Origin of the sequence: Buttiauxella sp. A111 (assembly GCF_014189855.1) — a bacterium.
In the GTDB taxonomy this organism is placed as follows: domain Bacteria; phylum Pseudomonadota; class Gammaproteobacteria; order Enterobacterales; family Enterobacteriaceae; genus Buttiauxella; species Buttiauxella selenatireducens.
On sequence record NZ_BJFN01000005.1, the window covers coordinates 19,717 to 45,259 of the forward strand.

The window sequence follows — 25,543 nt, forward strand, 5'->3', positions numbered from 1 at the left end:
GGCATCATGTCTGCAGGAGAAATCTCTACACCGCAGGAGTATATAGGCCACCATCTGAATAACCTTCAGTTGGACCTGCGTACTTTCTCGCTGGTGGATCCGCATAACCCCCCAGCCACCTTCTGGACGCTCAATATTGACTCCATGTTTTTCTCAGTGGCCCTGGGTCTCTTGTTCCTGGTTATCTTCCGCAAGGTTGCAAAACATGCGACCAGTGGCGTGCCAGGGAAACTTCAGACAGCAGTTGAGTTGGTCATCGGCTTTGTCAATGGCAGTGTCAAAGACATGTACCATGGCAAAAGCAAGGTTATTGCACCACTTGCCCTGACCGTGTTTATCTGGGTATTCCTGATGAACCTGATGGACCTGCTGCCAATTGACTTCTTGCCATATATTGGCGAGCACATCTTTGGCCTGCCAGCCCTTCGTGTGGTGCCGTCTGCGGACGTGAACATCACCCTGTCCATGGCGCTTGGCGTGTTTATCCTGATTCTTTTCTACAGCATCAAAATGAAAGGCATTGGCGGCTTCACGAAAGAGCTGACGCTGCAGCCGTTCAATCACTGGGCATTTATACCGTTCAACTTAATCCTTGAAGGTGTAAGCCTGCTGTCCAAGCCGATCTCACTTGGTCTGCGACTGTTCGGCAACATGTATGCCGGTGAATTGATTTTCATTCTGATTGCTGGTCTGTTGCCGTGGTGGTCACAGTGGATTCTGAGTGTGCCTTGGGCCATTTTCCACATCCTGATCATTACGCTGCAAGCCTTCATTTTCATGGTTCTGACGATTGTCTATCTGTCGATGGCATCTGAAGAGCATTGATTTTACTTACCACTACTGCGTTTTAACTGAAACAAACTGGAGACTGTCATGGAAAACCTGAATATGGATCTGCTGTACATGGCTGCCGCTGTGATGATGGGTCTGGCGGCAATCGGTGCTGCGATCGGTATCGGCATCCTGGGGGGAAAATTCCTGGAAGGCGCAGCGCGTCAACCTGATCTGATTCCTTTGCTGCGTACTCAGTTCTTTATCGTTATGGGTCTGGTGGATGCTATCCCGATGATCGCTGTTGGTCTGGGTCTGTACGTGATGTTCGCCGTCGCGTAGTAAGCATTGCTTAATATACCAAGCAATATCAGAACGTTAACTAACAAAGAGGCATTGTGCTGTGAATCTTAACGCAACAATCCTCGGCCAGGCCATCGCGTTTGTCCTGTTTGTTCTGTTCTGTATGAAGTATGTATGGCCGCCATTAATGGCAGCCATCGAGAAGCGTCAACAAGAAATTGCTGACGGTCTCTCTTCTGCAGAACGTGCCAAAAAGGACCTTGACCTTGCACAGGCCAACGCGACCGACCAGCTGAAAAAAGCCAAAGCGGAAGCTCAGGTGATTATCGAGCAAGCGAACAAACGCCGCTCACAGATCCTTGAAGAAGCTAAAACCGAGGCAGAGCAGGAACGTGACAAAATCGTTGCACAGGCTCAGGCAGAAATCGACGCAGAGCGTAAACGCGCTCGTGAAGAACTGCGTAAGCAAGTGGCTCTGCTGGCAATTGCCGGTGCCGAGAAGATAATCGAACGTTCCGTGGATGAAGCTGCTAACAGCGACATCGTTGATAAACTGGTCGCTGAACTGTAAGGAGGGAGGGGCTGATGTCTGAATTTGTAACTGTAGCTCGCCCCTACGCCAAAGCAGCTTTTGACTTTGCCGTCGAACACCAGAGCGTTGATAACTGGCAGTCTATGCTAAGTTTCGCCGCCGAGGTGTCTAAAAACGAACAAATGGCAGAGCTACTCTCCGGCGCTTTTGCTCCGGAAACGCTCTCTCAGTCGTTTATCTCTATTTGTGGTGACCAGTTAGACGCCAATGGCCAGAACCTGATTAAGGTAATGGCTGAAAACGGTCGTTTGAAGGTTCTCCCTGATGTTCTTGAGCAATTCGTTCAACTGCGTGCAGCCCAAGAGGCTACAGTTGAAGTCGAAGTGACTTCTGCTAGCGCGTTAAACGAAGCCCAGCTTTCGAAAATCAGCGCCGCGATGGAAAAACGTCTGTCACGCAAAGTTAAGCTGAATTGCAAAATTGATAAGTCTGTAATGGCAGGTGTCATCATCCGTGCGGGTGATATGGTCATTGATGGTAGCGTACGCGGCCGTCTTGATCGCCTGACAGACGTCTTGCAGTCTTAAGGGGACTGGAGCATGCAACTGAATTCCACCGAAATCAGCGAACTGATCAAGCAGCGCATTGCTCAGTTCAGTGTTGTGAGCGAAGCTCACAACGAAGGTACAATTGTTTCTGTAAGTGACGGTATCATCCGCGTACACGGCCTGGCCGATGTCATGCAGGGTGAGATGATTTCCCTGCCGGGAAACCGTTACGCCATTGCACTGAACCTCGAGCGCGACTCTGTTGGTGCAGTAGTAATGGGTCCGTACGCTGACCTTGCCGAAGGCATGAAAGTTAAGTGTACTGGCCGTATTCTTGAAGTACCAGTTGGCCGTGGCCTGCTGGGCCGCGTGGTGAACACCCTGGGTGCACCAATCGACGGTAAAGGTCCTTTGGACCACGACGGCTTTGCTGCTGTTGAAGCGATTGCTCCGGGCGTAATCGAACGTCAATCCGTAGACCAGCCGGTTCAGACCGGTTATAAGTCGGTTGATGCCATGATTCCAATCGGCCGTGGTCAGCGTGAGCTGGTCATCGGTGACCGTCAGACCGGTAAAACCGCGCTGGCGATCGATGCCATCATCAACCAACGTGATTCCGGCATCAAATGTATCTACGTTGCAATCGGCCAGAAAGCATCCACTATTTCTAACGTGGTTCGTAAACTGGAAGAACACGGCGCATTGGCTAACACCATCGTGGTTGTTGCTACTGCTTCTGAATCCGCTGCACTGCAATATCTGGCTCCGTATGCTGGTTGCGCAATGGGTGAATACTTCCGTGACCGCGGTGAAGATGCGCTGATCGTATACGATGACCTGTCTAAACAGGCTGTTGCATACCGCCAGATCTCCCTGCTGCTTCGTCGTCCACCAGGTCGTGAAGCATTCCCAGGCGACGTATTTTATCTCCACTCCCGTCTGCTGGAACGTGCTGCGCGTGTAAACGCCGACTACGTTGAAGCATTCACCAAAGGTGAAGTGAAAGGTAAAACCGGTTCCCTGACTGCTCTGCCGATTATCGAAACTCAAGCGGGTGACGTTTCTGCGTTCGTTCCGACCAACGTAATTTCTATTACAGATGGTCAGATCTTCCTGGAATCTAACCTGTTTAACTCCGGTATTCGTCCTGCGGTAAACCCGGGTATCTCCGTATCTCGTGTTGGTGGTGCTGCTCAGACCAAGATCATGAAAAAACTGTCCGGTGGTATTCGTACCGCGCTGGCACAGTATCGTGAACTGGCTGCGTTCTCTCAGTTTGCATCTGACCTTGACGACGCGACCCGTAAGCAGTTGAGCCACGGTCAAAAAGTGACCGAGCTTCTGAAACAGAAACAATATGCGCCGATGTCTGTTGCGCAGCAGTCTCTGGTTCTGTTCGCTGCTGAACGTGGTTACCTCGAAGATGTGGAACTGGCTAAAATCGGTAGTTTCGAAGCCGCTCTGTTGGCTTACGTTGACCGTGACCATGCTCCACTGATGCAAGAAATCAACCAATCTGGTGGCTATAACGACGAAATCGAAGGCAAGCTGAAAGGCATCCTCGATTCCTTCAAAGCAACTCAGTCCTGGTAAAGTCTGGCGGCTTGTCTTAGGGCAAGCCGCAAGGCATTGAGGAGAAGCTCATGGCCGGCGCAAAAGAGATACGTAGTAAGATCGCAAGCGTCCAGAACACGCAGAAGATCACCAAAGCAATGGAAATGGTCGCCGCGTCCAAAATGCGTAAATCGCAGGAACGCATGGCAGCCAGCCGTCCTTACGCAACAACTATGCGTAAAGTGATTGGTCACCTTGCTCTGGGAAATCTTGAATACAAACACCCTTACCTGGATGAACGCGAAGTCAAACGCGTGGGCTACCTGGTGGTGTCCACTGACCGTGGTCTGTGTGGTGGCTTGAACACTAACATGTTCAAAAAGCTGCTGGCTGACATGAAAGGATGGTCTGATAAAGGCGTTCAAAGCGAAATCGCAATGATCGGCTCCAAAGGCGTCTCTTTCTTCAACTCTGTAGGCGGCAATATTGTTGCTCAGGTGACGGGTATGGGTGATAACCCTTCCCTGTCCGAGTTGATTGGCCCGGTGAAAGTGATGTTGCAGGCCTACGATGAAGGCCGTCTGGACAAGCTGTATGTTGTCAGCAACAAATTTATTAACACAATGTCTCAGGTTCCTACTATCACCCAACTGCTGCCGTTACCGCCAGCAGAAGACGGCGAATTGAAAAAGAAATCCTGGGATTATCTGTATGAACCTGATCCTAAAGCGCTGCTGGATACCTTGTTGCGCCGTTATGTGGAATCTCAGGTTTATCAGGGCGTCGTAGAAAACCTGGCCAGCGAACAGGCCGCGCGAATGGTTGCGATGAAAGCCGCTACCGACAACGGCGGCGACCTGATTAAAGAGCTGCAGTTGGTATACAACAAAGCTCGTCAGGCCAGCATTACTCAGGAACTCACCGAAATCGTCGGTGGCGCGTCCGCGGTATAACCAGGTTTACGAATTACGTAGAGGATTCAAGATGGCTACTGGAAAGATTATCCAGGTAATCGGCGCCGTAGTGGACGTCGAATTCCCTCAGGATGCCGTACCAAAAGTGTACGACGCCCTCGAGGTTACAAATGGTAAAGACCGTCTGGTGCTGGAAGTTCAGCAACAGCTGGGTGGTGGCGTAGTTCGTACTATCGCCATGGGTACTTCTGACGGCCTGCGTCGCGGTCTGGAAGTTGCTAACCTCGATCACCCAATTGAAGTGCCGGTAGGTAAAGCTACCCTGGGCCGTATCATGAACGTTCTGGGCGACCCTATCGACATGAAAGGCGATATCGGCGAAGAAGAGCGTTGGGCAATTCACCGTCCAGCACCAAGCTACGAAGAGCTGTCTAGCTCTCAAGACTTGCTGGAAACCGGCATCAAAGTAATGGACCTGATTTGTCCGTTTGCTAAGGGCGGTAAAGTTGGTCTGTTCGGTGGTGCGGGTGTGGGTAAAACTGTAAACATGATGGAGCTGATTCGTAACATTGCGATTGAGCACTCCGGTTACTCTGTGTTTGCAGGCGTGGGTGAGCGTACTCGTGAGGGTAACGACTTCTACCACGAAATGACCGAATCCAACGTTCTGGACAAAGTATCACTGGTTTATGGCCAGATGAACGAGCCACCAGGCAACCGTCTGCGCGTTGCACTGACCGGCCTGACCATGGCTGAGAAGTTCCGTGACGAAGGTCGTGACGTTCTGCTGTTCGTTGATAACATTTACCGTTATACCCTGGCCGGTACAGAAGTATCTGCACTGCTGGGTCGTATGCCATCTGCGGTAGGTTACCAGCCAACTCTGGCAGAAGAGATGGGTGTTTTGCAGGAGCGTATTACCTCCACCAAAACTGGCTCTATCACTTCTGTTCAAGCGGTATACGTACCTGCGGATGACTTGACTGACCCATCACCAGCAACCACCTTTGCTCACTTGGATGCAACAGTGGTACTGAGCCGTCAGATCGCATCTCTGGGTATCTACCCTGCGGTAGATCCACTGGATTCCACCAGCCGTCAGTTAGATCCACTGGTTGTTGGTCAGGAACACTACGACACCGCGCGTGGCGTGCAGTCTATCCTGCAACGTTACCAGGAACTGAAAGACATCATCGCCATTCTTGGTATGGATGAACTTTCTGAAGAAGATAAATTGGTTGTAGCACGTGCGCGTAAGATCCAGCGCTTCCTGTCTCAGCCATTCTTCGTAGCAGAAGTCTTTACCGGTTCTCCGGGCAAGTTCGTATCGCTGAAAGATACTATCCGTGGCTTTAAAGGCATCATGGACGGCGAATATGACCATCTGCCAGAGCAGGCGTTCTACATGGTTGGCACTATCGACGAAGCTGTTGAGAAAGCTAAAAAACTTTAACGCCTTAATCGGAGGGTGATATGGCAATGACTTACCACCTGGACGTCGTCAGCGCGGAACAACAAATGTTTTCCGGTCTGGTCGAAAAGATCCAGGTAACGGGTAGTGAAGGTGAACTGGGTATTTATCCTGGTCACGCCCCACTGCTCACCGCCATTAAGCCTGGTATGATCCGCATCGTGAAGCAGCATGGACATGAAGAGTACATCTACTTGTCCGGTGGTGTGTTGGAAGTGCAGCCTGGCACAGTAACTGTGCTGGCCGATACCGCGATTCGTGGCCAGGACCTCGACGAAGCTCGAGCTCTGGAAGCGAAACGTAAAGCGGAAGAGCGTATGCACAGTTCCCACGGTGATGTGGACTACGCTCAGGCTTCTGCTGAACTGGCTAAAGCGATCGCGAAACTTCGCGTTATCGAGTTGACCAGAAAAGCGATGTAACTACCTGCTTGAAAAGACAAATGCCAGCCAGGGTTCCCTGACTGGCATTTTTTTTGTCTCAATGTTTTTACTTCTTTGTTTTATACCCGTCATGGTCATGACCGCTTTGTTTCCTCGTGAAAAGAAGTGTTAATCCCCAGAGATATATAGCTTTTATCATTTCATATGTACTTTTTCAGCCCTTATACACCTACAATTGAGCCTATGAGTAACTCAAAAGTGCAGTCGATGTCCGTTTTTTAGGCATCCCGTTTTGTGTTGCAAAATATGTAGAAATTTCAACGAGAAATCGTTTTACTTCACTCTCAAATTAAAGTCAGGACGCGTATGTCAAACAATGCGATGAGCGTGGTTATCCTAGCCGCAGGCAAAGGGACCCGCATGTATTCAGACCTCCCGAAGGTATTACATACCCTTGCCGGGAAACCGATGGTTCAGCATGTTATTGATGCGGCGAATAATTTAGGCGCGCAGCGAGTGCATCTGGTTTACGGCCACGGGGGTGATTTGCTGAAAAACACGCTCAGCGATGGTTCGCTTAACTGGGTATTACAGGCCGAGCAATTAGGCACTGGCCACGCGATGCAGCAAGCGGCACCTTTCTTTGCTGATGATGAAGACATCCTGATGCTCTACGGCGACGTGCCTCTCATTTCTGTTGAATCCTTGCAGCGTCTGCGTGACGCCAAACCGCAGGGCGGCATTGGTCTGCTAACGGTAAAACTTGACGATCCTACCGGTTACGGTCGCATTGCTCGCGAAAATGGCAAAGTGGTCGGCATCGTCGAGCATAAAGATGCCACCGAAGAACAACGCAAAATCGACGAAATTAATACCGGTATTCTGGTGGCGAATGGCGCAGACCTGAAACGTTGGTTGGCGAAGCTCGATAACAACAATTCTCAGGGTGAGTTCTACATCACTGACATTATCGCGCTGGCGCATCAGGAAGGCCGTGAAATCACTGCTGTTCACCCTGACCGTTTAAGCGAAGTTGAAGGCGTGAACAACCGTCTGCAACTGTCCCGTCTGGAACGCGTATACCAAAGTGAGCAGGCAGATAAACTGCTTCTGGCAGGTGTTATGTTGCGCGATCCATCTCGTTTTGATCTACGCGGTGAGCTGACACACGGGCGTGATGTTGAAATTGATACTAATGTCATTGTTGAAGGGAAAGTGACGTTAGGCAATCGTGTCAAAATTGGCACCGGTTGCGTGATTAAAAACAGCGTGATTGGCGAGGACTGCGAAATCAGCCCGTACACCGTGGTGGAAGATGCAAATCTGGCAGCTGCGTGCACCATCGGTCCATTCGCCCGTTTGCGCCCAGGCGCAGAACTGGCTGAAGGCGCACACGTTGGCAACTTCGTGGAAATGAAAAAAGCCCGTCTGGGTAAAGGTTCTAAAGCCGGTCACTTAAGCTATTTAGGCGATGCCGAAATTGGCGATAACGTGAATATCGGTGCCGGGACCATTACCTGCAACTACGACGGTGCAAACAAATTTAAAACTATCATCGGCGATGACGTTTTTGTTGGTTCCGACAGTCAACTGGTTGCTCCAGTGACCGTGGCTCGTGGTGCAACGATTGGCGCGGGTACGACTGTCACCCGTAACGTTGGCGAAAATGAACTGGTTATTAGTCGTGTGAAGCAGACTCATATTCAGGACTGGAAGCGTCCGGTGAAGAAAAAGTAATCGCCAGATCCTCCCTGAGGGAGAGAGTCACTCGATCTGGTCCCCTCTCCCTCAGGGAGAGGGTGAGGGTTGTTGTTCGTTGGGTTGTACCCTCATCCCGGCCTTCTCCCCCAGGAGAAGGAGAAAACCCAACAAAATTTTGGCGAGGGGAAAATATATTCCCCCGCCCATAGCAGTACCAAAAAACTATAACCCCACTCTCTACAAGGCTCGGGGCCCCGGATAACCGGGATTCTACCCAAAATAATTCGAGCCACATCGAGGCGGCAAGTGAACGTAGCCAACAAAGATGCGGTTTGAATTATGCAGGGTAATACAGGTCAGCGACAACACATGGCGTAGAACGCCATTATCAGGAATCTAATCTTATGTGTGGAATTGTTGGCGCGGTCGCGCAACGTGATATCGCTGAAATCCTTCTCGAAGGATTACGTCGTCTGGAATACCGTGGTTATGACTCTGCGGGCCTGGCTGTGGTTGACGAAAAGGGTCATATGACTCGTCTGCGTCGCCTGGGCAAGGTCAATAAACTGGCAGAAGCGGCTGCTGAAACCGCGCTGCATGGCGGAACGGGTATTGCTCATACTCGTTGGGCGACTCACGGCGAACCATCAGAAACCAACGCGCACCCGCATGTTTCCGAGCATATTGTTGTGGTTCACAACGGTATTATCGAAAACTATGAACCACTGCGTGAAACTCTGCAGGGTCGCGGTTACACCTTCGTTTCACAGACCGATACCGAAGTTATCGCGCACTTAGTTCACTGGGAACTGGAGCAAGGCGGTACTCTGCGTGAAGCGGTGCTGCGTACTATTCCTCAACTGCGTGGTGCTTATGGCACGGTTATCATGGATACCCGTAATCCAGACGTACTGTTAGCGGCGCGTTCAGGTAGCCCGATGGTTATCGGTCTGGGTATGGGTGAAAACTTTATCGCATCCGACCAACTGGCATTACTGCCAGTGACACGTCGCTTCATCTTCCTTGAGGAAGGCGATATTGCGGAAGTGACTCGTCGTTCAGTTACGGTATTTGATACCAAAGGTGAGCAGGTTAAACGCCCGGACATCGAATCTAACCTGCAGTATGACGCTGGCGACAAAGGTATTTATCGCCACTATATGCAGAAAGAAATCTACGAACAGCCGAATGCGATTAAAAATACGCTGACTGGCCGTATCAGCCACGGTGCTGTTGATCTCTCTGAGCTCGGCCCGAAAGCTAACGAAATGCTGTCTCAGGTTGAGCACATTCAAATTGTGGCATGTGGGACTTCATACAACTCAGGAATGGTTTCACGCTACTGGTTTGAATCTCTGGCGGGTGTACCTTGCGACGTCGAAATCGCTTCTGAATTCCGCTACCGTAAATCCGCGGTTCGCCGCAACAGCCTGATGATCACCCTTTCTCAGTCTGGCGAAACGGCAGATACCCTCGCAGCACTGCGTTTGTCCAAAGAGTTGGGCTACCTGGGCTCACTGGCTATCTGTAACGTTCCGGGGTCTTCTCTGGTGCGTGAATCCGATTTGGCGCTGATGACCAACGCGGGTACTGAAATCGGCGTGGCGTCGACCAAGGCATTTACTACTCAGCTTACCGTTCTGCTGATGCTGGTGGCGAAACTGAGCCGTCTGAAGGGTTCCGATGCGCAGATTGAGCACGATATTGTTCATGGTTTGCAGGCGCTGCCAAGTCGTATCGAGCAAATGCTGTCTCAGGACAAACGCATTGAAGCGCTGGCTGAAGATTTCTCCGATAAGCATCACGCACTGTTCTTAGGTCGTGGCGATCAGTATCCGATCGCTATGGAAGGTGCACTGAAACTTAAAGAGATCTCCTACATCCACGCTGAAGCATATGCTGCGGGCGAACTGAAACATGGCCCACTTGCGCTGATTGATGCGGACATGCCGGTTATTGTGGTCGCACCGAATAACGAATTGCTGGAAAAACTGAAATCGAATATCGAAGAAGTTCGTGCTCGTGGCGGCGTGTTGTATGTCTTTGCCGATCAGGATGCCGGGTTTACCAGCAGCGATAACATGCACATCATTGAGATGCCGCATGTAGAAGAAGTCATCGCGCCTATCTTCTATACCGTGCCGTTGCAGTTGCTGTCTTACCACGTCGCGCTGATTAAAGGCACCGACGTTGACCAGCCGCGTAACCTGGCGAAATCGGTAACTGTAGAATAACTTTCTGCGTTATCTCTTAAAGTCTAAAGCGCCTCTTGTGGGCGCTTTTTTATTTATGTGCGTATATACCCTTTATACTTCAAGTTGCATGTGCGTTGGCTGCACTTATTCACCCCAGTCACTTACTCAAGTAAGCTCCTGGGGTGAATGAGTTTGCCGCCTTCCTGCAACTCGAATTATTTTGGGTATAGTTCGCCTTTTTACAGAGGTACACAGCGCGATGCTGACTGAATCTTCCATTCGAATTAATAAATACATTAGCGATAGCGGTATCTGCTCTCGCCGTGAAGCCGATCGCTACGTCGAACAGGGCTGTGTTTTTATTAACGGCAGGCAGGTCAGTTTTGGCGCTCAGGTCTTTACTGGCGACGTGGTGAAAGTGAACGATCAGCTTATTGAGCCGCGAGATGACAACGGCCTGGTGCTGATCGCGTTGAATAAGCCCGTTGGCATCATCACAACGATGAAAAAGAGCGTGCGAAATAATATCAGCACTCTCATTACCGGCGACCAACGTATATCCCCGATAGGGCGTCTGGATAAAGATTCGCAGGGGCTAATTTTGCTGACCAACCACGGTGATGTGGTTAATAAAATTCTGCGCGCGGGCAATAATCATGAAAAAGAGTATGTGGTTAGCGTCAATAAGCCGGTAACTGACGAGTTTATTACAGGTTTAGTCGCGGGTGTGCCTATTCTGGGTACGGTGACAAAACAATGCAAAGTGACGAAAGAATCGGATAGGGTATTTCGTATTACTTTGGTTCAGGGGTTGAATCGCCAGATCCGCCGGATGTGTAAATATTTCGGCTATGAAGTTACCCGACTTGAACGTATCCGCATCATGAATATCCATCTGGAAGGGCTGCCGCTGGGGGAATCGCGCTACTTGAGCCGCGATGAACAGGACGAGATATTAAAGCGGATTGAGCACTCAGAATCCTGAATATGACAGTTGGAAATATGGCCCAAAGTGGCCTGTCATAAAACTGTCATAATTCGTACATTTAATTGTCACCAAACTGTCCTATTTTCTATCCTGTATCCACTAAACAACGATTTACGTTCACCTCTGCAGGAGACATTATGAAAGTTATGCGTACCACTGTCGCAACTGTTGTCGCCGCGACCTTATCCCTGAGTGCTTTCGGTGCATATGCTGCTGCAAGCCTGACTGGTGCTGGTGCAACCTTCCCTGCGCCGGTGTATGCCAAATGGGCTGATACTTACAATAAATCAACTGGTAACAAAGTTAACTACCAGGGTATCGGCTCTTCCGGTGGCGTTAAACAAATCATTGCTCATACCGTGGATTTCGGTGCGTCTGATGCCCCACTGGCTGACGATAAACTGCAACAAGAAGGACTCTTCCAGTTCCCAACGGTTATCGGCGGTGTTGTTCTGGCCGTTAACCTGCCAGGTGTGAAATCCGGTGAGCTGGTGCTCGACGGTAAAACGCTGGGTGACATCTACCTGGGCAAAATCAAAAAATGGGATGACGAAGCCATTGCTAAGCTCAACCCAGGCATAAAACTGCCATCGCAAAACATTGCTGTTGTACGTCGCGCTGACGGTTCTGGTACTTCTTTCGTTTTCACCAGCTACCTGGCGAAAGTGAACGAAGAGTGGAAATCTAAAGTCGGTGCAGGTTCAACGGTAAACTGGCCAACCGGACTGGGCGGCAAAGGTAACGATGGTATTGCAGCCTTCGTACAGCGTCTGCCGGGTTCGATTGGTTATGTTGAATATGCATACGCTAAGCAGAACAACCTGGCTTATACCAAACTGATTTCTGCTGATGGCAAACCTGTATCGCCTTCTGAAGAAAACTTTGCCAATGCGGCGAAAGGCGCAGACTGGAGCAAATCGTTCGCTCAGGATCTGACTAACCAGAAAGGTGATGCTGCGTGGCCAATCACGTCAACGACCTTCATTCTGGTTCACAAAGAGCAGAAGAACCCAGAGCAAGGTGCTGAAGTGCTGAAGTTCTTCGATTGGGCTTATAAAGAAGGGGCAAAACAGGCAAATGACCTGGATTATGCTTCTTTGCCAGATTCCGTGGTTGAGCAGGTTCGTGCTGCATGGAAAACCAACGTAAAAGACAGCTCCGGTAAGGCGCTGTACTAATTAACTCGTCATACTTCGAGCTACAGGTGCGTTGACTGCACTCCCTCACCCCAGTCACATAGTTAATCTATGTTCCTGGGGGGGCATGAGTTTGTCGCCTTCCTGTAACTCGAATTATTTAGAGTAAACTCCGGAGTGAAACCCCGGGGAAAACCCAAAACAACTAAGAGTAAGCTATGGCGGTAAGTAAGCCGACGTTCAAGTCCCCTGGTAAGCAAGGTGATGTCATTTTCAGCGCGCTAGTTAAACTGGCTGCGCTGATTGTGCTATTCCTGCTGGGCGGCATCATCATTTCCCTGATCATCTCCTCCTGGCCAAGTATCCAGAAGTTTGGTTTCTCGTTCTTGTGGACCAAAGAGTGGGATGCTCCTAACGATATTTACGGTGCACTGGTTCCGATTTACGGCACGCTGGTGACTTCGTTTATCGCTCTGTTGATTGCAGTTCCCGTTAGTTTTGGTATCGCGCTGTTCCTGACGGAACTGGCTCCGAACTGGTTGCGCCGCCCGCTGGGTATCGCCATCGAGCTGCTGGCCGCTATCCCAAGTATCGTATACGGCATGTGGGGTCTGTTTATCTTTGCTCCGCTGTTTGCGACCTACTTCCAGGAACCGGTTGGCAATGTGCTTTCTTCTGTACCGATTGTGGGCGAGCTGTTCTCAGGCCCTGCGTTCGGTATCGGTATTCTCGCCGCAGGCGTGATACTGGCCATCATGATCATTCCTTACATTGCTGCGGTTATGCGCGATGTATTTGAACAAACCCCTGTGATGATGAAAGAGTCGGCCTACGGTATTGGCTGCACCACCTGGGAAGTTATCTGGCGCATTGTTTTACCGTTCACCAAAAATGGCGTGATTGGTGGTGTGATGTTGGGTCTGGGCCGTGCTTTGGGTGAAACCATGGCGGTGACCTTTATCATTGGTAACACCTACCAACTCGACAATGCCTCGTTGTATATGCCGGGCAACAGTATTACTTCCGCCCTGGCGAATGAATTCGCTGAAGCCGAATCGGGCCTGCACACCGCAGCACTGATGGAACTGGGGCTGATTCTGTTTGTGATCACCTTTATCGTACTGGCTGTCTCTAAGTTCATGATTATGCGTCTTGCGAAGAATGAAGGAGCGCGCTCATGACAACCATGGAAATGCAAAGCCGCGCCGCATTGGCTGAATCTCGCCGTAAAATGCAAGCCCGCCGCCGGTTTAAAAACCGTGTCGCTCTGACTCTTTCAATGGGAACCATGGCGTTCGGCCTGTTCTGGCTGGTATGGATCCTGTTCTCAACCGTGACACGTGGGATCGACGGAATGTCGATTGCGCTGTTCACAGAAATGACACCTCCGCCAAATACTGCTGGTGGTGGACTCGCTAACGCCCTTGCAGGTAGCGGCCTGTTAATCTTGTGGGCGACCGTTTTCGGTACGCCGCTGGGCATCATGGCGGGGATTTATCTGGCGGAGTACGGTCGCAAATCGTGGCTGGCAGAAGTGATTCGTTTTATTAACGACATTCTGCTTTCCGCACCGTCAATCGTGGTGGGTTTATTCGTCTACACCATCGTGGTCGCAAAGATGCAGCACTTCTCTGGCTGGGCCGGGGTTATTGCGCTGGCGTTGTTGCAGGTGCCAATCGTCATTCGTACCACTGAAAACATGCTGAAACTGGTACCAGACAGCTTGCGCGAAGCGGCTTACGCACTGGGCACGCCAAAGTGGAAAATGATTTCTGCAATTACGCTGAAAGCCTCTGTTTCCGGGATTATTACCGGGGTATTACTGGCGATTGCACGTATCGCGGGTGAAACGGCCCCACTGCTGTTCACGTCGCTCTCCAACCAGTTCTGGAGCACCGACATGATGCAACCACTGGCTAACTTGCCGGTGACCATTTTCAAATTTGCGATGAGCCCGTTTGCCGAGTGGCAACAATTAGCCTGGGCTGGCGTTCTGATTATTACTCTGTGTGTGTTGCTGCTGAACATTATGGCGCGCGTGATTTTTGCAAAGAGTAAACACGGTTAAATTTTGCGGCGCGGCAACGGCGGCGTCGGATGGAGATTAAGAAACAGATGAGTATGGTCGATACAGCCTCAGGCAAAATTCAGGTTCGCGATTTGAACTTCTTTTATGGCAAATTCCATGCCCTGAAAGACATCAATCTGGATATCGCTAAAAACCAGGTTACCGCATTCATTGGCCCGTCAGGTTGTGGTAAATCCACCTTGCTGCGTACATTCAACAAAATGTACTCGCTCTACCCGGAGCAGCGCGCTGAAGGTGAAATCTTGCTGGATGGGGAAAATATCCTCACTCAAAGCCAGGATATCGCCCTGCTGCGTGCCAAAGTAGGCATGGTGTTCCAGAAGCCAACGCCGTTCCCAATGTCGATTTATGACAACATCGCTTTCGGTGTGCGTCTATTTGAAAAGCTGTCTCGCAGCGACATGGATGAGCGCGTGCAATGGGCTTTGACCAAGGCCGCATTGTGGAACGAAACCAAAGATAAATTACACCAGAGCGGATACAGTCTCTCCGGTGGCCAGCAACAGCGTCTGTGTATTGCACGTGGGATTGCGATTCGTCCGGAAGTGTTGTTGCTTGATGAGCCGTGTTCAGCGCTGGACCCGATTTCTACCGGTCGAATCGAAGAGCTGATCACCGAGCTTAAACAGGATTACACCGTCGTTATCGTTACCCACAACATGCAGCAAGCGGCGCGTTGTTCAGACCACACCGCATTTATGTACCTGGGTGAGCTTATCGAGTTTAGCGAAACCGACACGCTGTTTACCACGCCTGCTAAGAAGCAGACTGAAGATTACATTACTGGCCGCTACGGTTGATCGGGAGAAAAAATGGATAGCCTCAACCTTAACAAACACATTTCCGGCCAGTTTAACGCCGAGCTGGAATATATCCGCACCCAGGTGATGACCATGGGTGGGCTGGTGGAGCAACAGCTTTCTGATGCGATCACCGCCATGCACAATCAAGATGGTGAGCTGGCAAAGCGCGTCATTGAAGGCGACCACAAAGTTAATATGATGGAAGTCGCTATCGATGAAGCCTGTGTGCGCATCATTGCTAAACGCCAGCCAACCGCCAGCGACTTGCGCCTGGTGATGGCTATTATCAAAACGATTTCTGAACTGGAACGTATTGGTGATGTGGCAGATAAAATCTGCCGCACGGCGCTGGAGAAATTCTCTCAACAGCACCAACCGCTGCTGGTAAGCCTTGAGTCTTTAGGCCGCCACACCGTGCAAATGCTGCATGATGTTCTGGACGCATTTGCGCGCATGGATCTTAACGAAGCGGTGCGTATCTATCGTGAAGATAAGAAAGTTGACCAGGAATATGAAGGCATCGTACGTCAGTTGATGACGTATATGATGGAAGACTCACGCACCATTCCAAGCGTGCTGACCGCGCTGTTCTGTGCACGTTCTATCGAGCGTATCGGTGACCGCTGCCAGAATATCTGTGAGTTTATTTTCTACTTCGTCAAAGGACAGGACTTCCGTCATGTCGGTGGCGATGAGCTGGATAAATTGCTGGCGGGTAAAGACCCGAAAGAGTGATTAAAAAAGAGTCAATAAAAACGCCAGCGAATCGCTGGCGTTTTTATTGGTGTCTAGCGAACAATAATCCCTAACAGAATACCCAGCGCACCAAAGTCTGCATCGCTGAAAGTGGTGTTAGCAAAGCCGATATCACCCAGTACTGGCAGCAAGAACACTGGCAGGAAGGTAATCAGCAAACCTTGCGCGAACGCTCCCAAAATAGCCCCACGACGTCCACCTGTTGCGTTACCAAATACCCCAGCCGCCGCGCCGACGAAGAAGTGTGGCACCACGCCTGGGATAATCACCGTCATGTTCAGCAGATACAGCGCAAACATGCCGATTAAACCCGCAGCAAAGCTGCTCAGGAAGCCAACCAATACCGCATTCGGTGCATAAGGGAATACGACCGGGCAATCGAGGGCCGGTTTTGCGTTCGGAACCAGTTTGTCGGAAATACCTTTAAACGCGGGAACGATTTCCGCGATAACCATACGCACACCTTGCAGAATGATGTACACGCCTGCGGCAAAGGTAATGGATTGCATGATGGAGAACATGAACCAGTTTTTGCCACCGCTCAGCTCTTTCACGACATCAGCACCCGCGAACAAACAGGTGACCAGGAAGATGATGCTCATGGTAAAGGAGATAGCGACCGGCGTATCACGCAAGAACAGCAGACTTTTCGGCACGTTCATGTCTTCAGTCGAGTGTTCTTTATTACCAAACTTGCTGCCGATGAACCCCGCCAGAACATAAGATAATGTCGAGAAGTGGCCGATGGCGACGTCATCAGAACCGGTGACCTTCTTCATGTAAGGGTGTGCAATGGCTGGGAAAAAGACCATCGCCACGCCAACAACCAAAGAGCCAACGGCAATCAGCGTAACACCGGTCATACCCGCTGTTGCCAGGATCACAGCTACCATCATCGACATAAATAATGTGTGATGGCCGGTCAGGAAGATAAATTTCCACGGCGTGAAACGGGCAATCAAAATATTGATAACCATGGCGAAGAACATGATCATCGCCATCTCTTTCCCGAAGCTTTTCTGCGCTACGGAAACAATGGCTTCATTGTTCGGCACCACGCCCTGAATACCAAAAGCGTGTTGGAAAATGTTTGCGAAGTCACCCAGTGATGACACCACCAAACCGGCGCCCGCACCTAAAATCACAAAACCCATAATGGTTTTAACGGTGCCTTTAATACATTCGGTGACCGGTTTTTTCTGTGCAATCAGGCCAATCAAGGCGATTAAACCGACCAGCACAGCTGGTTCGGAAAGCACATCGCTCATCAAAAAACGAAAGAAATCCATTACGACCTCGACTTACAGTGCGCCTAACTCGGTTAATGCCACGGACAAACGTTCTTTCATGGCTTTCTTGTCGATCATGTTGTCCAGAGCAACGATTTTCCCAGCGACGGACTGTGCGACGAGTTGCTCGGCGATGTCCTTGGTTCCTACATAAATATCGCTCGGTGTGCCTTTAGCTGAGCCGAGGTCAACATGATCAACATCAGCGCTGACTGCCAGATCTTTCAGAATGCTTTTAATGCTCATTTCCATCATCAGACTGGTGCCTAAACCGTTACCGCAAACCACTGTAATTTTCATAATTGTTCCCCTGGATTAATAGCGCGCAATGACGGACAAAATGTCTTGCGTTGTTTTGGCCTTCAAAATGGCCTGAATGTCTTGTTCGTTATCAAATAATTGGGCGAGTTGAGAAATCGCTTCAATGTGGCTGGTGCTGTCGGTTGCCGCTAACACAATCAACAACTTCACCGGATCGTTTTCATCGGCATCGAAATTCACGCCTGAAGTGATAAGCGTCAGTGCCAGAGAGAGTTTGTTTGCACCTTCTTCCGGACGTGCATGGGGCATCGCAATACCTGGGCCAACCACATAGTACGGGCCGATGGCTTCATGTGAGCGGTAGATAGCCTCGACATATCGCGGTTCGATCGAACCGTTTTCAATCAGCGGACGGCATGAAATAGCCACGGCATCGCGCCAGTCTTTTGCCTGTTCTACGACCTGAACAACCTCTGTGGTTAATAGTGTTTTTAACATGCGACTGATAACTCCCGATGATAATTAACAGGAGGGTAGATTTTTCAGACAGTAATTAATGTGATGGTTGTCTCATTTGATAGCGCTACCTGATAGCGCTATCAAGCTTTGTGATAGCGCTATCATTTCTTCTCTGTCTGACTTTGGCTATATCGGGTTCCCGCATATACAATGCGATAGAGCATTTGCTGCCGTGGGCAATGAGTTGACAGATTGATGGTGAAATAAAAATAATGAAAACAATAAGTTGTAATTGTCCCGGGAGCCAGAATGGAAAAAATGCGTAAGCGTCGTGGTACCGGACGAGTCACGCTGCAAGAAGTCGCCAATTATGCGGGTGTTGGAACTATGACGGTTTCCCGGGCGTTGAGAACCCCGGAACAGGTTTCCGACAAATTGCGCGAGAAGATTGAACAAGCAGTGGAAGAATTGGGTTATATCCCCAATCGGGCTGCGGGGGCGTTGGCTTCAGGTCACAGTGATACGGTCGGCGTGCTGATACCTTCTCTGACCGATAAAGCCAGTTCGCGCTTTATGCAGTCGTTACAGCAAGTACTGAATAAAAATGAGTTCCAGCTACTGCTTGGCTGCCATGAACATAATCAGCATAAAGAAGCTGAAATTTTAATGACGTTACTGCAAAGCAATCCGGCTGCACTGGTGATTTTTGGTTCTCAGTTGGCAGAAAAAACCTACCAGATTCTCGAAAAAACCAATATTCCCACCATTAACGTCGTCGGTTCCCCTTTCAGCCAGGCGCGAATTACGCTTGAAACGGCATTTTTTGAGGCGTCACATAAACTGACCGAACATCTGTTGGATCAGGGGTATAAGAATATTGGTTTTATCGGTGCGCACATGGACAACCGCTTACAGCGCCAGCAACTGAACGGCTGGCATAAAGCGATGCTGAGTCGTTACCAGAATTCCGACCAGGTGATCACCACGCCGGATGCCGCTAGCTTGCAGTTTGGCCGTTATGCATTGACCGAAATATTACAACGCCAGCCAGAGCTGGATGCTGTGATTTGCAGCCATGAGGAGATCGCGCTAGGCATCATGTTTGAGTGCCAACGGCGCTTGCTGAAAATCCCCGGAAATATCGCGGTGGCTTGTCTCGACGGTTCGGACAGTTGCGATCAAACGCATCCGACGCTGACCTCAATCCGTATTGATTATAAAAAAATGGGTAAAGATGCGGGTAAGCTACTGATTGAGCTATTGAATGATGAGCGGGATGACGAATTAGATGAATCGCGAGTTGAGCAATTTAGCTACCAGATTGAATTACGCCAGAGTACTTGAGCACACCCGTTGCAGGGCGGATAAGCGCAAGCGCTATCCGCCAGATTTCTTTATTCCGTAATATCCCAACCCCGCGCGCGCCATAATTCCGGCAACTGCGCCAAATCGGTAAAGGTCGTCACTTTCGGATGGTCAATTGGCTTGTTATGCGGATCGGCGCAGAAGTAGAAAACCTCCATTCCTGCGGCAATACCTGATTGCGCTCCAGCCATCGAATCATCCACCAGCACGCAGTTTTTCACATCAACGCGCATCGCATCGGCGGCATGGAACATGATCGCCGGATCGGGTTTCCATGCCTTGATGTCATAACCGCTAAACAGTTTGTCCGGGAAATGGCCGAGCATGCCGGTTTTGCCCAGCGAATGCTGCATTTTGCTGACCGGGCCATTGGAAACGATACACATCGGCACCTTGATTTGCGCAATGAGCGCTGCAGCACCTTCAATCTCCACGAGTTCGCTGTCGAAAAGTCGCGAAACTTCTGCGCGAAAAATTTTCTCCAGCTCCTCTTTTGCGAAGTTCACGCCATGTTGGGCATTGATAGTGTCGATGATCTCGTAGAGCTTGATCCCCTTGAAGGTTTTATGAACTTCCTCAAGCGCAAGTTCAATGCCGTTTTGCGCAAACATATGCACGTAGGCTTTGGAGCAAATAACCTCACTATCAACCAGCGTACCATCGCAGTCGAAGAACACCGCATCTATCCGGGACATACCGCTTCCTTTTATTAAAGTGAAGGATCATCTTACCCAATTTGCGCAATTTTTGCGGCACGCAATCGTTGCCGTATAAGAATTTTCAATGAAAAAAATACAACGTTGGTCATTATGTTTTGTATTTTTTGGTATAGGATAGCGACGGATTTTCCCTCTCAATGTTCGGAATTAAGACTAATGAGCCAACCACAATCTACTCCGGCTGCAAATCCGGGGCTGCTCGAGCGCGTGTTTAAACTGCGCGAACACGGCACCACGGCACGCACTGAAGTGATCGCCGGTCTTACGACCTTCCTGACGATGGTGTATATCGTTTTCGTCAACCCGCAGATCCTTGGCGCCGCTGGTATGGATACCCAGGCCGTTTTTGTCACCACCTGTTTGATTGCCGCATTAGGTAGCATCCTGATGGGTATTTTCGCCAACCTGCCAGTCGCACTGGCGCCAGCGATGGGCCTGAATGCGTTCTTCGCCTTTGTGGTTGTTGGCGCAATGGGAATTTCCTGGCAAGTGGGTATGGGTGCCATTTTCTGGGGTGCCACAGGTCTGCTGTTGCTGACCATTTTCCGCGTGCGTTACTGGATGATTGCCAATATTCCTGTGAGCCTGCGCGTAGGCATCACCAGCGGTATTGGTCTGTTCATCGGGATGATGGGCCTGAAAAACGCCGGGATTATCGTTGCGAACAAAGACACTCTGGTGAGCATCGGCAACCTGACTTCCCACAGCGTGCTGCTGGGTGCATTAGGCTTCTTTATCATCGCAATTCTGGCCTCGCGTAACATTCACGCCGCTGTGCTGGTTTCCATTGTGGTCACTACACTGTTGGGCTGGATGATGGGCGATGTGCAATACCACGGTATTGTTTCTGCACCACCAAGCGTACTTTCAGTGGTTGGCCAGGTTGATTTAGCCGGTTCGCTGAACATTGGTCTGGCAGGCGTTATCTTCTCCTTCATGTTGGTTAACCTGTTTGACTCCTCCGGTACGTTGATTGGCGTAACAGACAAAGCCGGGCTTGCCGACGAAAAAGGTAAATTCCCTCGCATGAAGCAGGCGCTGTATGTTGATAGCGTATCTTCTGTTGCGGGTGCGTTTATCGGGACATCGTCCGTTACCGCGTATATCGAAAGTTCTTCTGGCGTGTCTGTCGGTGGGCGTACTGGCCTGACGGCAGTGATCGTGGGCTTGCTGTTCTTGCTGGTTATCTTCCTGTCCCCGCTGGCAGGCATGGTTCCGGCATATGCCGCCGCAGGCGCTCTGATTTACGTTGGCGTGTTGATGACATCCAGCCTGTCTCGTGTGAAGTGGGATGACCTGACTGAAGCGGTTCCAGCGTTCATTACTGCTGTAATGATGCCATTTAGCTTCTCAATCACTGAAGGTATCGCACTGGGCTTCATCTCTTACTGTGTGATGAAACTCGGCACAGGTCGCTGGCGTGAAATCAGCCCATGCGTGATTGTCGTAGCGCTGTTGTTTATCCTGAAGATTGTGTTTATCGACGCACACTAATACCCGTCATACTTCAATCTGAAAATAGCCAGTCATTGTGACTGGCTATTATTTTCCCGGCGATATCGACCCGGCGGCTGGTTGAACGTACGCGTAAAAATGCGCGTAAACGTCTGCTGCGAATCAAAACCGTACCTCAGACTAATATCGTAAACCTTGTTATCGGTATCGCGTAAATCACGCGCCGCCAGCAACAGTTTACGCTCGCGAATGTACTTCCCAAGACTCTCGCCTTTGTACTGCATGAACAATCGTTGCAGATGCCACTTCGAATAACCCGCGTGATCGGCAATAACATCAATACGTAATGGTTGATGCAAATTGTCGTCAATCCATTGAACAATGGTGTCGATAACTTGAGCGGAAATTGTCATTCATCCCCCTGCGTAGCTCGCTTACAAGGCACTGGCATCTTCCCACCAGGCGCTAAATTGTTGTGCGGTATCGTTAACCCAAACTGGTTCACCCTGTTTTGGTGTTAACAAGCGGAAGCTTTTATCTGAGCTGGCTTCAGCCAGGCTTTTGTAAGGTGCATCCCAGGTATGTTTTGCCAGCACAAAGCGACCCGCATGGCCAGGCAGCACGGCGCGTGCATTAAGCTCCTGCGCGGCTTGAGCTGTTTCATTTGGCATCATATGGATGTTGTTCCAGTCCTCGTCGTACTGGCCATTTTCCATAATGGCGATGTCTACCGAACCAAACTGTTCGCCAATCGCTTTGAAGTGCGGTCCGTAACCGGTATCGCCGCTGTAATAGATTTTGTGGTTGTCCGTCACGAACATAAAACTGGCCCACAGCGTCTGGTTGCTCTTCAGGCTGCGGCCGGAAAAATGACGTGCGGGTAAAACATGCACGGTCAGCTCATTCGAGATTTTTACCGCCTGGTTCCAGTCTTTTTCATGAATAATGTCGCTGTTTATCCCCCAGTAACGCAGATGAGATCCGACACCGAGCGGCGTAACCACCTGGCGGATTTTGGGTTTCAGCGCCTTGATGGTGGCGAAATCTAGATGATCGTAATGGTCATGGGAGATAATCAGCAGATCGATTTCGGGCATCGACTCCGCCGTCCACGGGTAATTCCCTGGAAAAGCCTTATTCAGAAACGAAAAGGGCGCGGCGTAATTGCTGAATACCGGATCGATCAAAATACGTTTTCCAGCGAGCTGGATATACCACGAGGAGTGGCCGAGCCAGACCATTGTGTCCTGCTCCAGCTGTATGCTTGCGAGATCGGTTTGCACTAACGGCAACGGCTGCTGCGGGCGTGAGTTCTCACGCTTTGCGGTTAAAAACTCCCACCACGCCGCGATCATACTTTTCTGCCCGGTATAACCCTGGGTTGGAACCTGGTTGCGAAATTGCCCGTCAACGTAGTTGGCAGAACGTTCGACTAAACTTAAACCTTCTCCCTGCGGAGCCTGACCAAACCCGGCATTCAGGACAAAAGGCAAACTGGCTGCTGTAGCAATCAACATAATGAGTACCGCACATAAGGAGAGACGTTTCAAATCCATGCCTGGTTCCTCGTCCCATCCATTGGGTCGAATCTAACAAACTTGATAATGAGTGAGTAAGCACTCATTATAGATGGGAAGTGATTAGCGTCAAGATGCTTTTCAAACGCTGACATTGAGCGTTGCAGTGACGGAGTCAGCGTGATTCAATTCCGTTTTTAGAATTCAGAGGGTAAACGTTGTGGCTCGTCCGAAGAGTGAAGATAAAAAATTAGCGTTACTGGAAGCCGCGACAACCGCCATTGGCCTGTCGGGGATCGCAGCATCAACTGCGCAGATTGCCCGTGCAGCTGGTGTGGCAGAGGGGACGCTGTTTCGCTATTTTGCCACTAAGGACGATTTACTTAACGAGCTCTATCTTCATGTAAAACAAGACTTGTGCCAGACGATGCTGGCCAATATCGACCGAACTTTAAAAGATCCGAAAGAATATACCCGTTATGTCTGGAACAGTTATATCGACTGGGCTATTTGCAATCCTGAGGCACATCGGGCAATTCGTCAGTTGTCTGTGAGCGACAAGATAGGCGAAGAAACCAAGCAGAAAGTAGCGGAGTTATTTCCTGAGTTACACGAGATCTGCTCGCAATCAATATTGAAGGCTTTTCAGAGTGGCCCATATCGTGCATTCAGTGATGCGATTTTTTCTTCACTGGCAGAAACCACAATGGAATTCGCCAGCCGCGAACCAGAACGAGCCAGCGATTTTAAGGCTTTAGGTTTTGAAACTATGTGGCGTGCTTTAGCTCAATAATATCCGTCATTCTTCGAGCCGCAGGTGCGTTGATGCAGCTCGAATTATTTTGGATATCTTGCGGAGTTTAGGATTTAACGCGCTTAATGTACTCACCAAATGCGGTGAGTTGCCCCGCCAGATGATCAAGCGTACTTTGATCGACGACTTCGCCTGTCTGCGCATCCACTTTGTTCTGAATCACGCCACCCATAAACTCAGGCTTGTTCATCACCATTGCATCCAGGAACACCAGAATCTGACGCAGATGGTACTGACAACGTGCGCCACCAATCGCGCCCATTGAACTGGTCTGAATCAGCACCGGTTTCCCTGCCAGAGGCTGTTCTGGCAAACGTGAAAGCCAGTCGATGGCGTTCTTCAGGCCACCTGGCACCGAATAGTTATATTCTGGCGTGACAATCACCACACCATCTGCAGCGCGAATTTGTTCTGCAATCGTCTCAACGCTGGAGGGGAAACCTTCTTCTTGCTGCATATCGGCGTCATACAGCGGAATGTCTTTAATCGAGGGCAACGCATTAATGCTCATCCCTGCTGGTGCGATTCCTGGCAGAGTACGGGCGACCATAGCGTTGAATGAGCCATGGCGAAGGCTACCTAATAACGTGACTATCTTTAACGTGTCGGACATGGATACCTCTTTTTGTCAGGACGTTCATAAATGATCAGTTTTGATGTAACACTTTTTCTGACGGCATGCTGGTTAAGCGAATGATGCTGCCATTGTGATCACGATAGCGAGACTTTACATCCCACAGACGGTGCCAGTTTTGCGGGCTTTCAAACTCCCACAAATTGAGTTTTTCAATTGCTGGAGACACCACACATCCCCAGATTAACAGGCCTTCCACATCACTGATCGCTTCAATTTCAGACTGACAGTTAACACGAATACGCCCGGCGCCAGGCAGAAGCTGCAAACTATCTTCGCGGCCGGTTAATTTAAATGCGCTTTGGTGCAGCGTACGCAGTTGGGCCCGTGCCTCACCTGGGTTTTTTTGATTGTTTATCCAGATGGACTCATTGCTGCGAAAGGTGGGATCCGAGGCGACGGACGGGAGGTGACCGAAAGACTGGTTAATTTCAATATCCAGCCCGCAGCGACCCTCGGTCGTGACCAATACACCGACCTTATTCCCGGCATAAGCAACGCTGAAATCCATCAGTGAAGCGTCGGCAAAGTGTGGCCGTCCGGCTGCGGTCGTCACGATTTCCGGCAGTTGTTGAATGCCGTAAAGCATATGTAGCAATTCCGCGAGTAAGCTGCGTGAGGCTAAAAATCGTGAACGGCGATGTTCTGGCATTTGTTGAGCGCGGGCGAGGCATTCTTCACTCAGCCGGCTCGAAAAGGGGAATTTGGGATTGATAGTCCATCTTGCGAAGTGCGTTGCCATTTGTCTCTCCTTGATATACCCGTCGTCTTTCAAGTTTCAGATGCGTTGGCTGCTTTCACTCACACGAATCACTGAGTTTACTAAGCTCATCGTGATTCGTTCTCTTGCCGCCTTTCTGAAACTCGAAATACATAGGGTAAAATG

The 25,543-nt window shown here is 50.1% G+C and carries 26 protein-coding genes and 1 pseudogene; 19 read left to right on the forward strand and 8 right to left on the reverse strand.

From position 1 onward, the window contains the following. Positions 1 to 6 precede the first annotated feature (6 nt). The 16 genes and pseudogenes from atpB (at position 7) to phoU (ending at position 16,123) form a co-directional block, all read left to right on the forward strand. The gene (atpB, locus tag BSPA111_RS15260; protein WP_183272015.1) at positions 7 to 825 is read left to right on the forward strand and encodes a F0F1 ATP synthase subunit A; all 819 of its coding nucleotides are present in this window, start codon (positions 7 to 9) and stop codon (positions 823 to 825) included. 48 nt (positions 826 to 873) lie between these two features. Then, entirely contained in the window at positions 874 to 1,113 is a 240-nt protein-coding gene (atpE, locus tag BSPA111_RS15265; protein ID WP_000429386.1) for a F0F1 ATP synthase subunit C, read from the forward strand. Positions 1,114 to 1,174: 61 nt separating this feature from the next. After that, complete coding sequence (gene atpF, locus BSPA111_RS15270) at positions 1,175 to 1,645, forward strand: F0F1 ATP synthase subunit B (protein WP_183272016.1); 471 nt, start codon at positions 1,175 to 1,177, stop codon at positions 1,643 to 1,645. A gap of 14 nt (positions 1,646 to 1,659) precedes the next feature. Next, entirely contained in the window at positions 1,660 to 2,193 is a 534-nt protein-coding gene (gene atpH / locus BSPA111_RS15275; RefSeq protein ID WP_183272017.1) for a F0F1 ATP synthase subunit delta, read from the forward strand. Positions 2,194 to 2,205: 12 nt separating this feature from the next. Then, positions 2,206 to 3,747, forward strand: a complete 1,542-nt coding sequence (gene atpA, locus BSPA111_RS15280) for a F0F1 ATP synthase subunit alpha (protein ID WP_183272018.1) — start codon at positions 2,206 to 2,208, stop codon at positions 3,745 to 3,747. A gap of 50 nt (positions 3,748 to 3,797) precedes the next feature. Further along, positions 3,798 to 4,661 carry a F0F1 ATP synthase subunit gamma gene (gene atpG, locus BSPA111_RS15285; protein WP_183272019.1) on the forward strand — a complete coding sequence of 288 codons (864 nt, stop codon included), beginning with the start codon at positions 3,798 to 3,800 and terminating at the stop codon, positions 4,659 to 4,661. 31 nt (positions 4,662 to 4,692) lie between these two features. Further along, a complete protein-coding gene (gene atpD / locus BSPA111_RS15290) occupies positions 4,693 to 6,075 on the forward strand; it encodes a F0F1 ATP synthase subunit beta (protein WP_183272020.1) in 1,383 nt (460 codons plus the stop codon). A 20-nt stretch (positions 6,076 to 6,095) separates the two neighbouring features. Beyond that, positions 6,096 to 6,515, forward strand: coding sequence for a F0F1 ATP synthase subunit epsilon (locus BSPA111_RS15295; RefSeq protein WP_183272021.1), 420 nt, complete (start codon positions 6,096 to 6,098; stop codon positions 6,513 to 6,515). A 327-nt stretch (positions 6,516 to 6,842) separates the two neighbouring features. Then, a complete protein-coding gene (gene glmU / locus BSPA111_RS15300; RefSeq protein ID WP_183272022.1) occupies positions 6,843 to 8,213 on the forward strand; it encodes a bifunctional UDP-N-acetylglucosamine diphosphorylase/glucosamine-1-phosphate N-acetyltransferase GlmU in 1,371 nt (456 codons plus the stop codon). 368 nt (positions 8,214 to 8,581) lie between these two features. Next, positions 8,582 to 10,411 carry a glutamine--fructose-6-phosphate transaminase (isomerizing) gene (glmS, locus tag BSPA111_RS15305; protein ID WP_183272023.1) on the forward strand — a complete coding sequence of 610 codons (1,830 nt, stop codon included), beginning with the start codon at positions 8,582 to 8,584 and terminating at the stop codon, positions 10,409 to 10,411. 220 nt (positions 10,412 to 10,631) lie between these two features. Next, positions 10,632 to 11,354, forward strand: a pseudogene (rluF, locus tag BSPA111_RS15310) (23S rRNA pseudouridine(2604) synthase RluF); the annotation flags it as partial. 143 nt (positions 11,355 to 11,497) lie between these two features. Continuing rightward, positions 11,498 to 12,538 (forward strand): phosphate ABC transporter substrate-binding protein PstS, encoded by a 1,041-nt coding sequence (gene pstS, locus BSPA111_RS15315; protein WP_183272025.1) that lies wholly within the window; start codon positions 11,498 to 11,500, stop codon positions 12,536 to 12,538. Between the two features lie 176 nt (positions 12,539 to 12,714). Next, positions 12,715 to 13,677 carry a phosphate ABC transporter permease PstC gene (gene pstC, locus BSPA111_RS15320; protein WP_183272026.1) on the forward strand — a complete coding sequence of 321 codons (963 nt, stop codon included), beginning with the start codon at positions 12,715 to 12,717 and terminating at the stop codon, positions 13,675 to 13,677. Further along, on the forward strand, positions 13,674 to 14,564 hold the full coding sequence (gene pstA, locus BSPA111_RS15325) for a phosphate ABC transporter permease PstA (protein WP_183272027.1): 891 nt from the start codon (positions 13,674 to 13,676) through the stop codon (positions 14,562 to 14,564). The genes pstC and pstA overlap by 4 nt, the downstream gene beginning before the upstream one ends. A gap of 47 nt (positions 14,565 to 14,611) precedes the next feature. Beyond that, positions 14,612 to 15,385 (forward strand): phosphate ABC transporter ATP-binding protein PstB, encoded by a 774-nt coding sequence (gene pstB, locus BSPA111_RS15330; RefSeq protein ID WP_221200568.1) that lies wholly within the window; start codon positions 14,612 to 14,614, stop codon positions 15,383 to 15,385. A gap of 12 nt (positions 15,386 to 15,397) precedes the next feature. Continuing rightward, on the forward strand, positions 15,398 to 16,123 hold the full coding sequence (gene phoU, locus BSPA111_RS15335; RefSeq protein WP_183272029.1) for a phosphate signaling complex protein PhoU: 726 nt from the start codon (positions 15,398 to 15,400) through the stop codon (positions 16,121 to 16,123). A gap of 53 nt (positions 16,124 to 16,176) precedes the next feature. Here the strand turns inward: phoU and BSPA111_RS15340 are convergent, their stop codons facing one another. Genes BSPA111_RS15340 through BSPA111_RS15350 form a run of 3 tightly spaced genes read right to left on the reverse strand, consistent with a single transcriptional unit; the run spans position 16,177 to position 18,192 of the window. After that, positions 16,177 to 17,433 (reverse strand): PTS ascorbate transporter subunit IIC, encoded by a 1,257-nt coding sequence (locus tag BSPA111_RS15340; RefSeq protein ID WP_183272030.1) that lies wholly within the window; start codon positions 17,431 to 17,433, stop codon positions 16,177 to 16,179. Positions 17,434 to 17,445: 12 nt separating this feature from the next. Further along, a complete protein-coding gene (locus BSPA111_RS15345) occupies positions 17,446 to 17,733 on the reverse strand; it encodes a PTS sugar transporter subunit IIB (protein WP_183272031.1) in 288 nt (95 codons plus the stop codon). 15 nt (positions 17,734 to 17,748) lie between these two features. Further along, positions 17,749 to 18,192 carry a PTS sugar transporter subunit IIA gene (locus tag BSPA111_RS15350; protein ID WP_183272032.1) on the reverse strand — a complete coding sequence of 148 codons (444 nt, stop codon included), beginning with the start codon at positions 18,190 to 18,192 and terminating at the stop codon, positions 17,749 to 17,751. A 270-nt stretch (positions 18,193 to 18,462) separates the two neighbouring features. Between BSPA111_RS15350 and BSPA111_RS15355 the strand changes: the two genes are divergently transcribed. After that, a complete protein-coding gene (locus tag BSPA111_RS15355; protein WP_183272033.1) occupies positions 18,463 to 19,497 on the forward strand; it encodes a LacI family DNA-binding transcriptional regulator in 1,035 nt (344 codons plus the stop codon). Between the two features lie 50 nt (positions 19,498 to 19,547). Here the strand turns inward: BSPA111_RS15355 and yieH are convergent, their stop codons facing one another. Then, complete coding sequence (yieH, locus tag BSPA111_RS15360) at positions 19,548 to 20,213, reverse strand: 6-phosphogluconate phosphatase (protein ID WP_183272034.1); 666 nt, start codon at positions 20,211 to 20,213, stop codon at positions 19,548 to 19,550. A 180-nt stretch (positions 20,214 to 20,393) separates the two neighbouring features. On the opposite strand from yieH, the gene BSPA111_RS15365 reads away from it, so the two are divergent. Beyond that, a complete protein-coding gene (locus tag BSPA111_RS15365) occupies positions 20,394 to 21,731 on the forward strand; it encodes an NCS2 family permease (protein ID WP_183272035.1) in 1,338 nt (445 codons plus the stop codon). A gap of 32 nt (positions 21,732 to 21,763) precedes the next feature. Here the strand turns inward: BSPA111_RS15365 and BSPA111_RS15370 are convergent, their stop codons facing one another. Both BSPA111_RS15370 and BSPA111_RS15375 read right to left on the reverse strand, forming a co-directional pair. Further along, positions 21,764 to 22,105 carry a RamA family antibiotic efflux transcriptional regulator gene (locus BSPA111_RS15370; protein WP_183272036.1) on the reverse strand — a complete coding sequence of 114 codons (342 nt, stop codon included), beginning with the start codon at positions 22,103 to 22,105 and terminating at the stop codon, positions 21,764 to 21,766. A gap of 21 nt (positions 22,106 to 22,126) precedes the next feature. Then, positions 22,127 to 23,248 carry an MBL fold metallo-hydrolase gene (locus tag BSPA111_RS15375; protein WP_255459291.1) on the reverse strand — a complete coding sequence of 374 codons (1,122 nt, stop codon included), beginning with the start codon at positions 23,246 to 23,248 and terminating at the stop codon, positions 22,127 to 22,129. Between the two features lie 181 nt (positions 23,249 to 23,429). On the opposite strand from BSPA111_RS15375, the gene BSPA111_RS15380 reads away from it, so the two are divergent. Next, positions 23,430 to 24,002 carry a TetR/AcrR family transcriptional regulator gene (locus BSPA111_RS15380; protein ID WP_183272037.1) on the forward strand — a complete coding sequence of 191 codons (573 nt, stop codon included), beginning with the start codon at positions 23,430 to 23,432 and terminating at the stop codon, positions 24,000 to 24,002. Positions 24,003 to 24,069: 67 nt separating this feature from the next. On the opposite strand, the gene BSPA111_RS15385 is transcribed toward BSPA111_RS15380, so the two are convergent. Beyond that, positions 24,070 to 24,636, reverse strand: coding sequence for an NADPH-dependent FMN reductase (locus tag BSPA111_RS15385; RefSeq protein WP_183272038.1), 567 nt, complete (start codon positions 24,634 to 24,636; stop codon positions 24,070 to 24,072). Between the two features lie 34 nt (positions 24,637 to 24,670). Continuing rightward, complete coding sequence (locus BSPA111_RS15390) at positions 24,671 to 25,399, reverse strand: 4'-phosphopantetheinyl transferase superfamily protein (protein WP_183272039.1); 729 nt, start codon at positions 25,397 to 25,399, stop codon at positions 24,671 to 24,673. Positions 25,400 to 25,543: the final 144 nt, after the last annotated feature.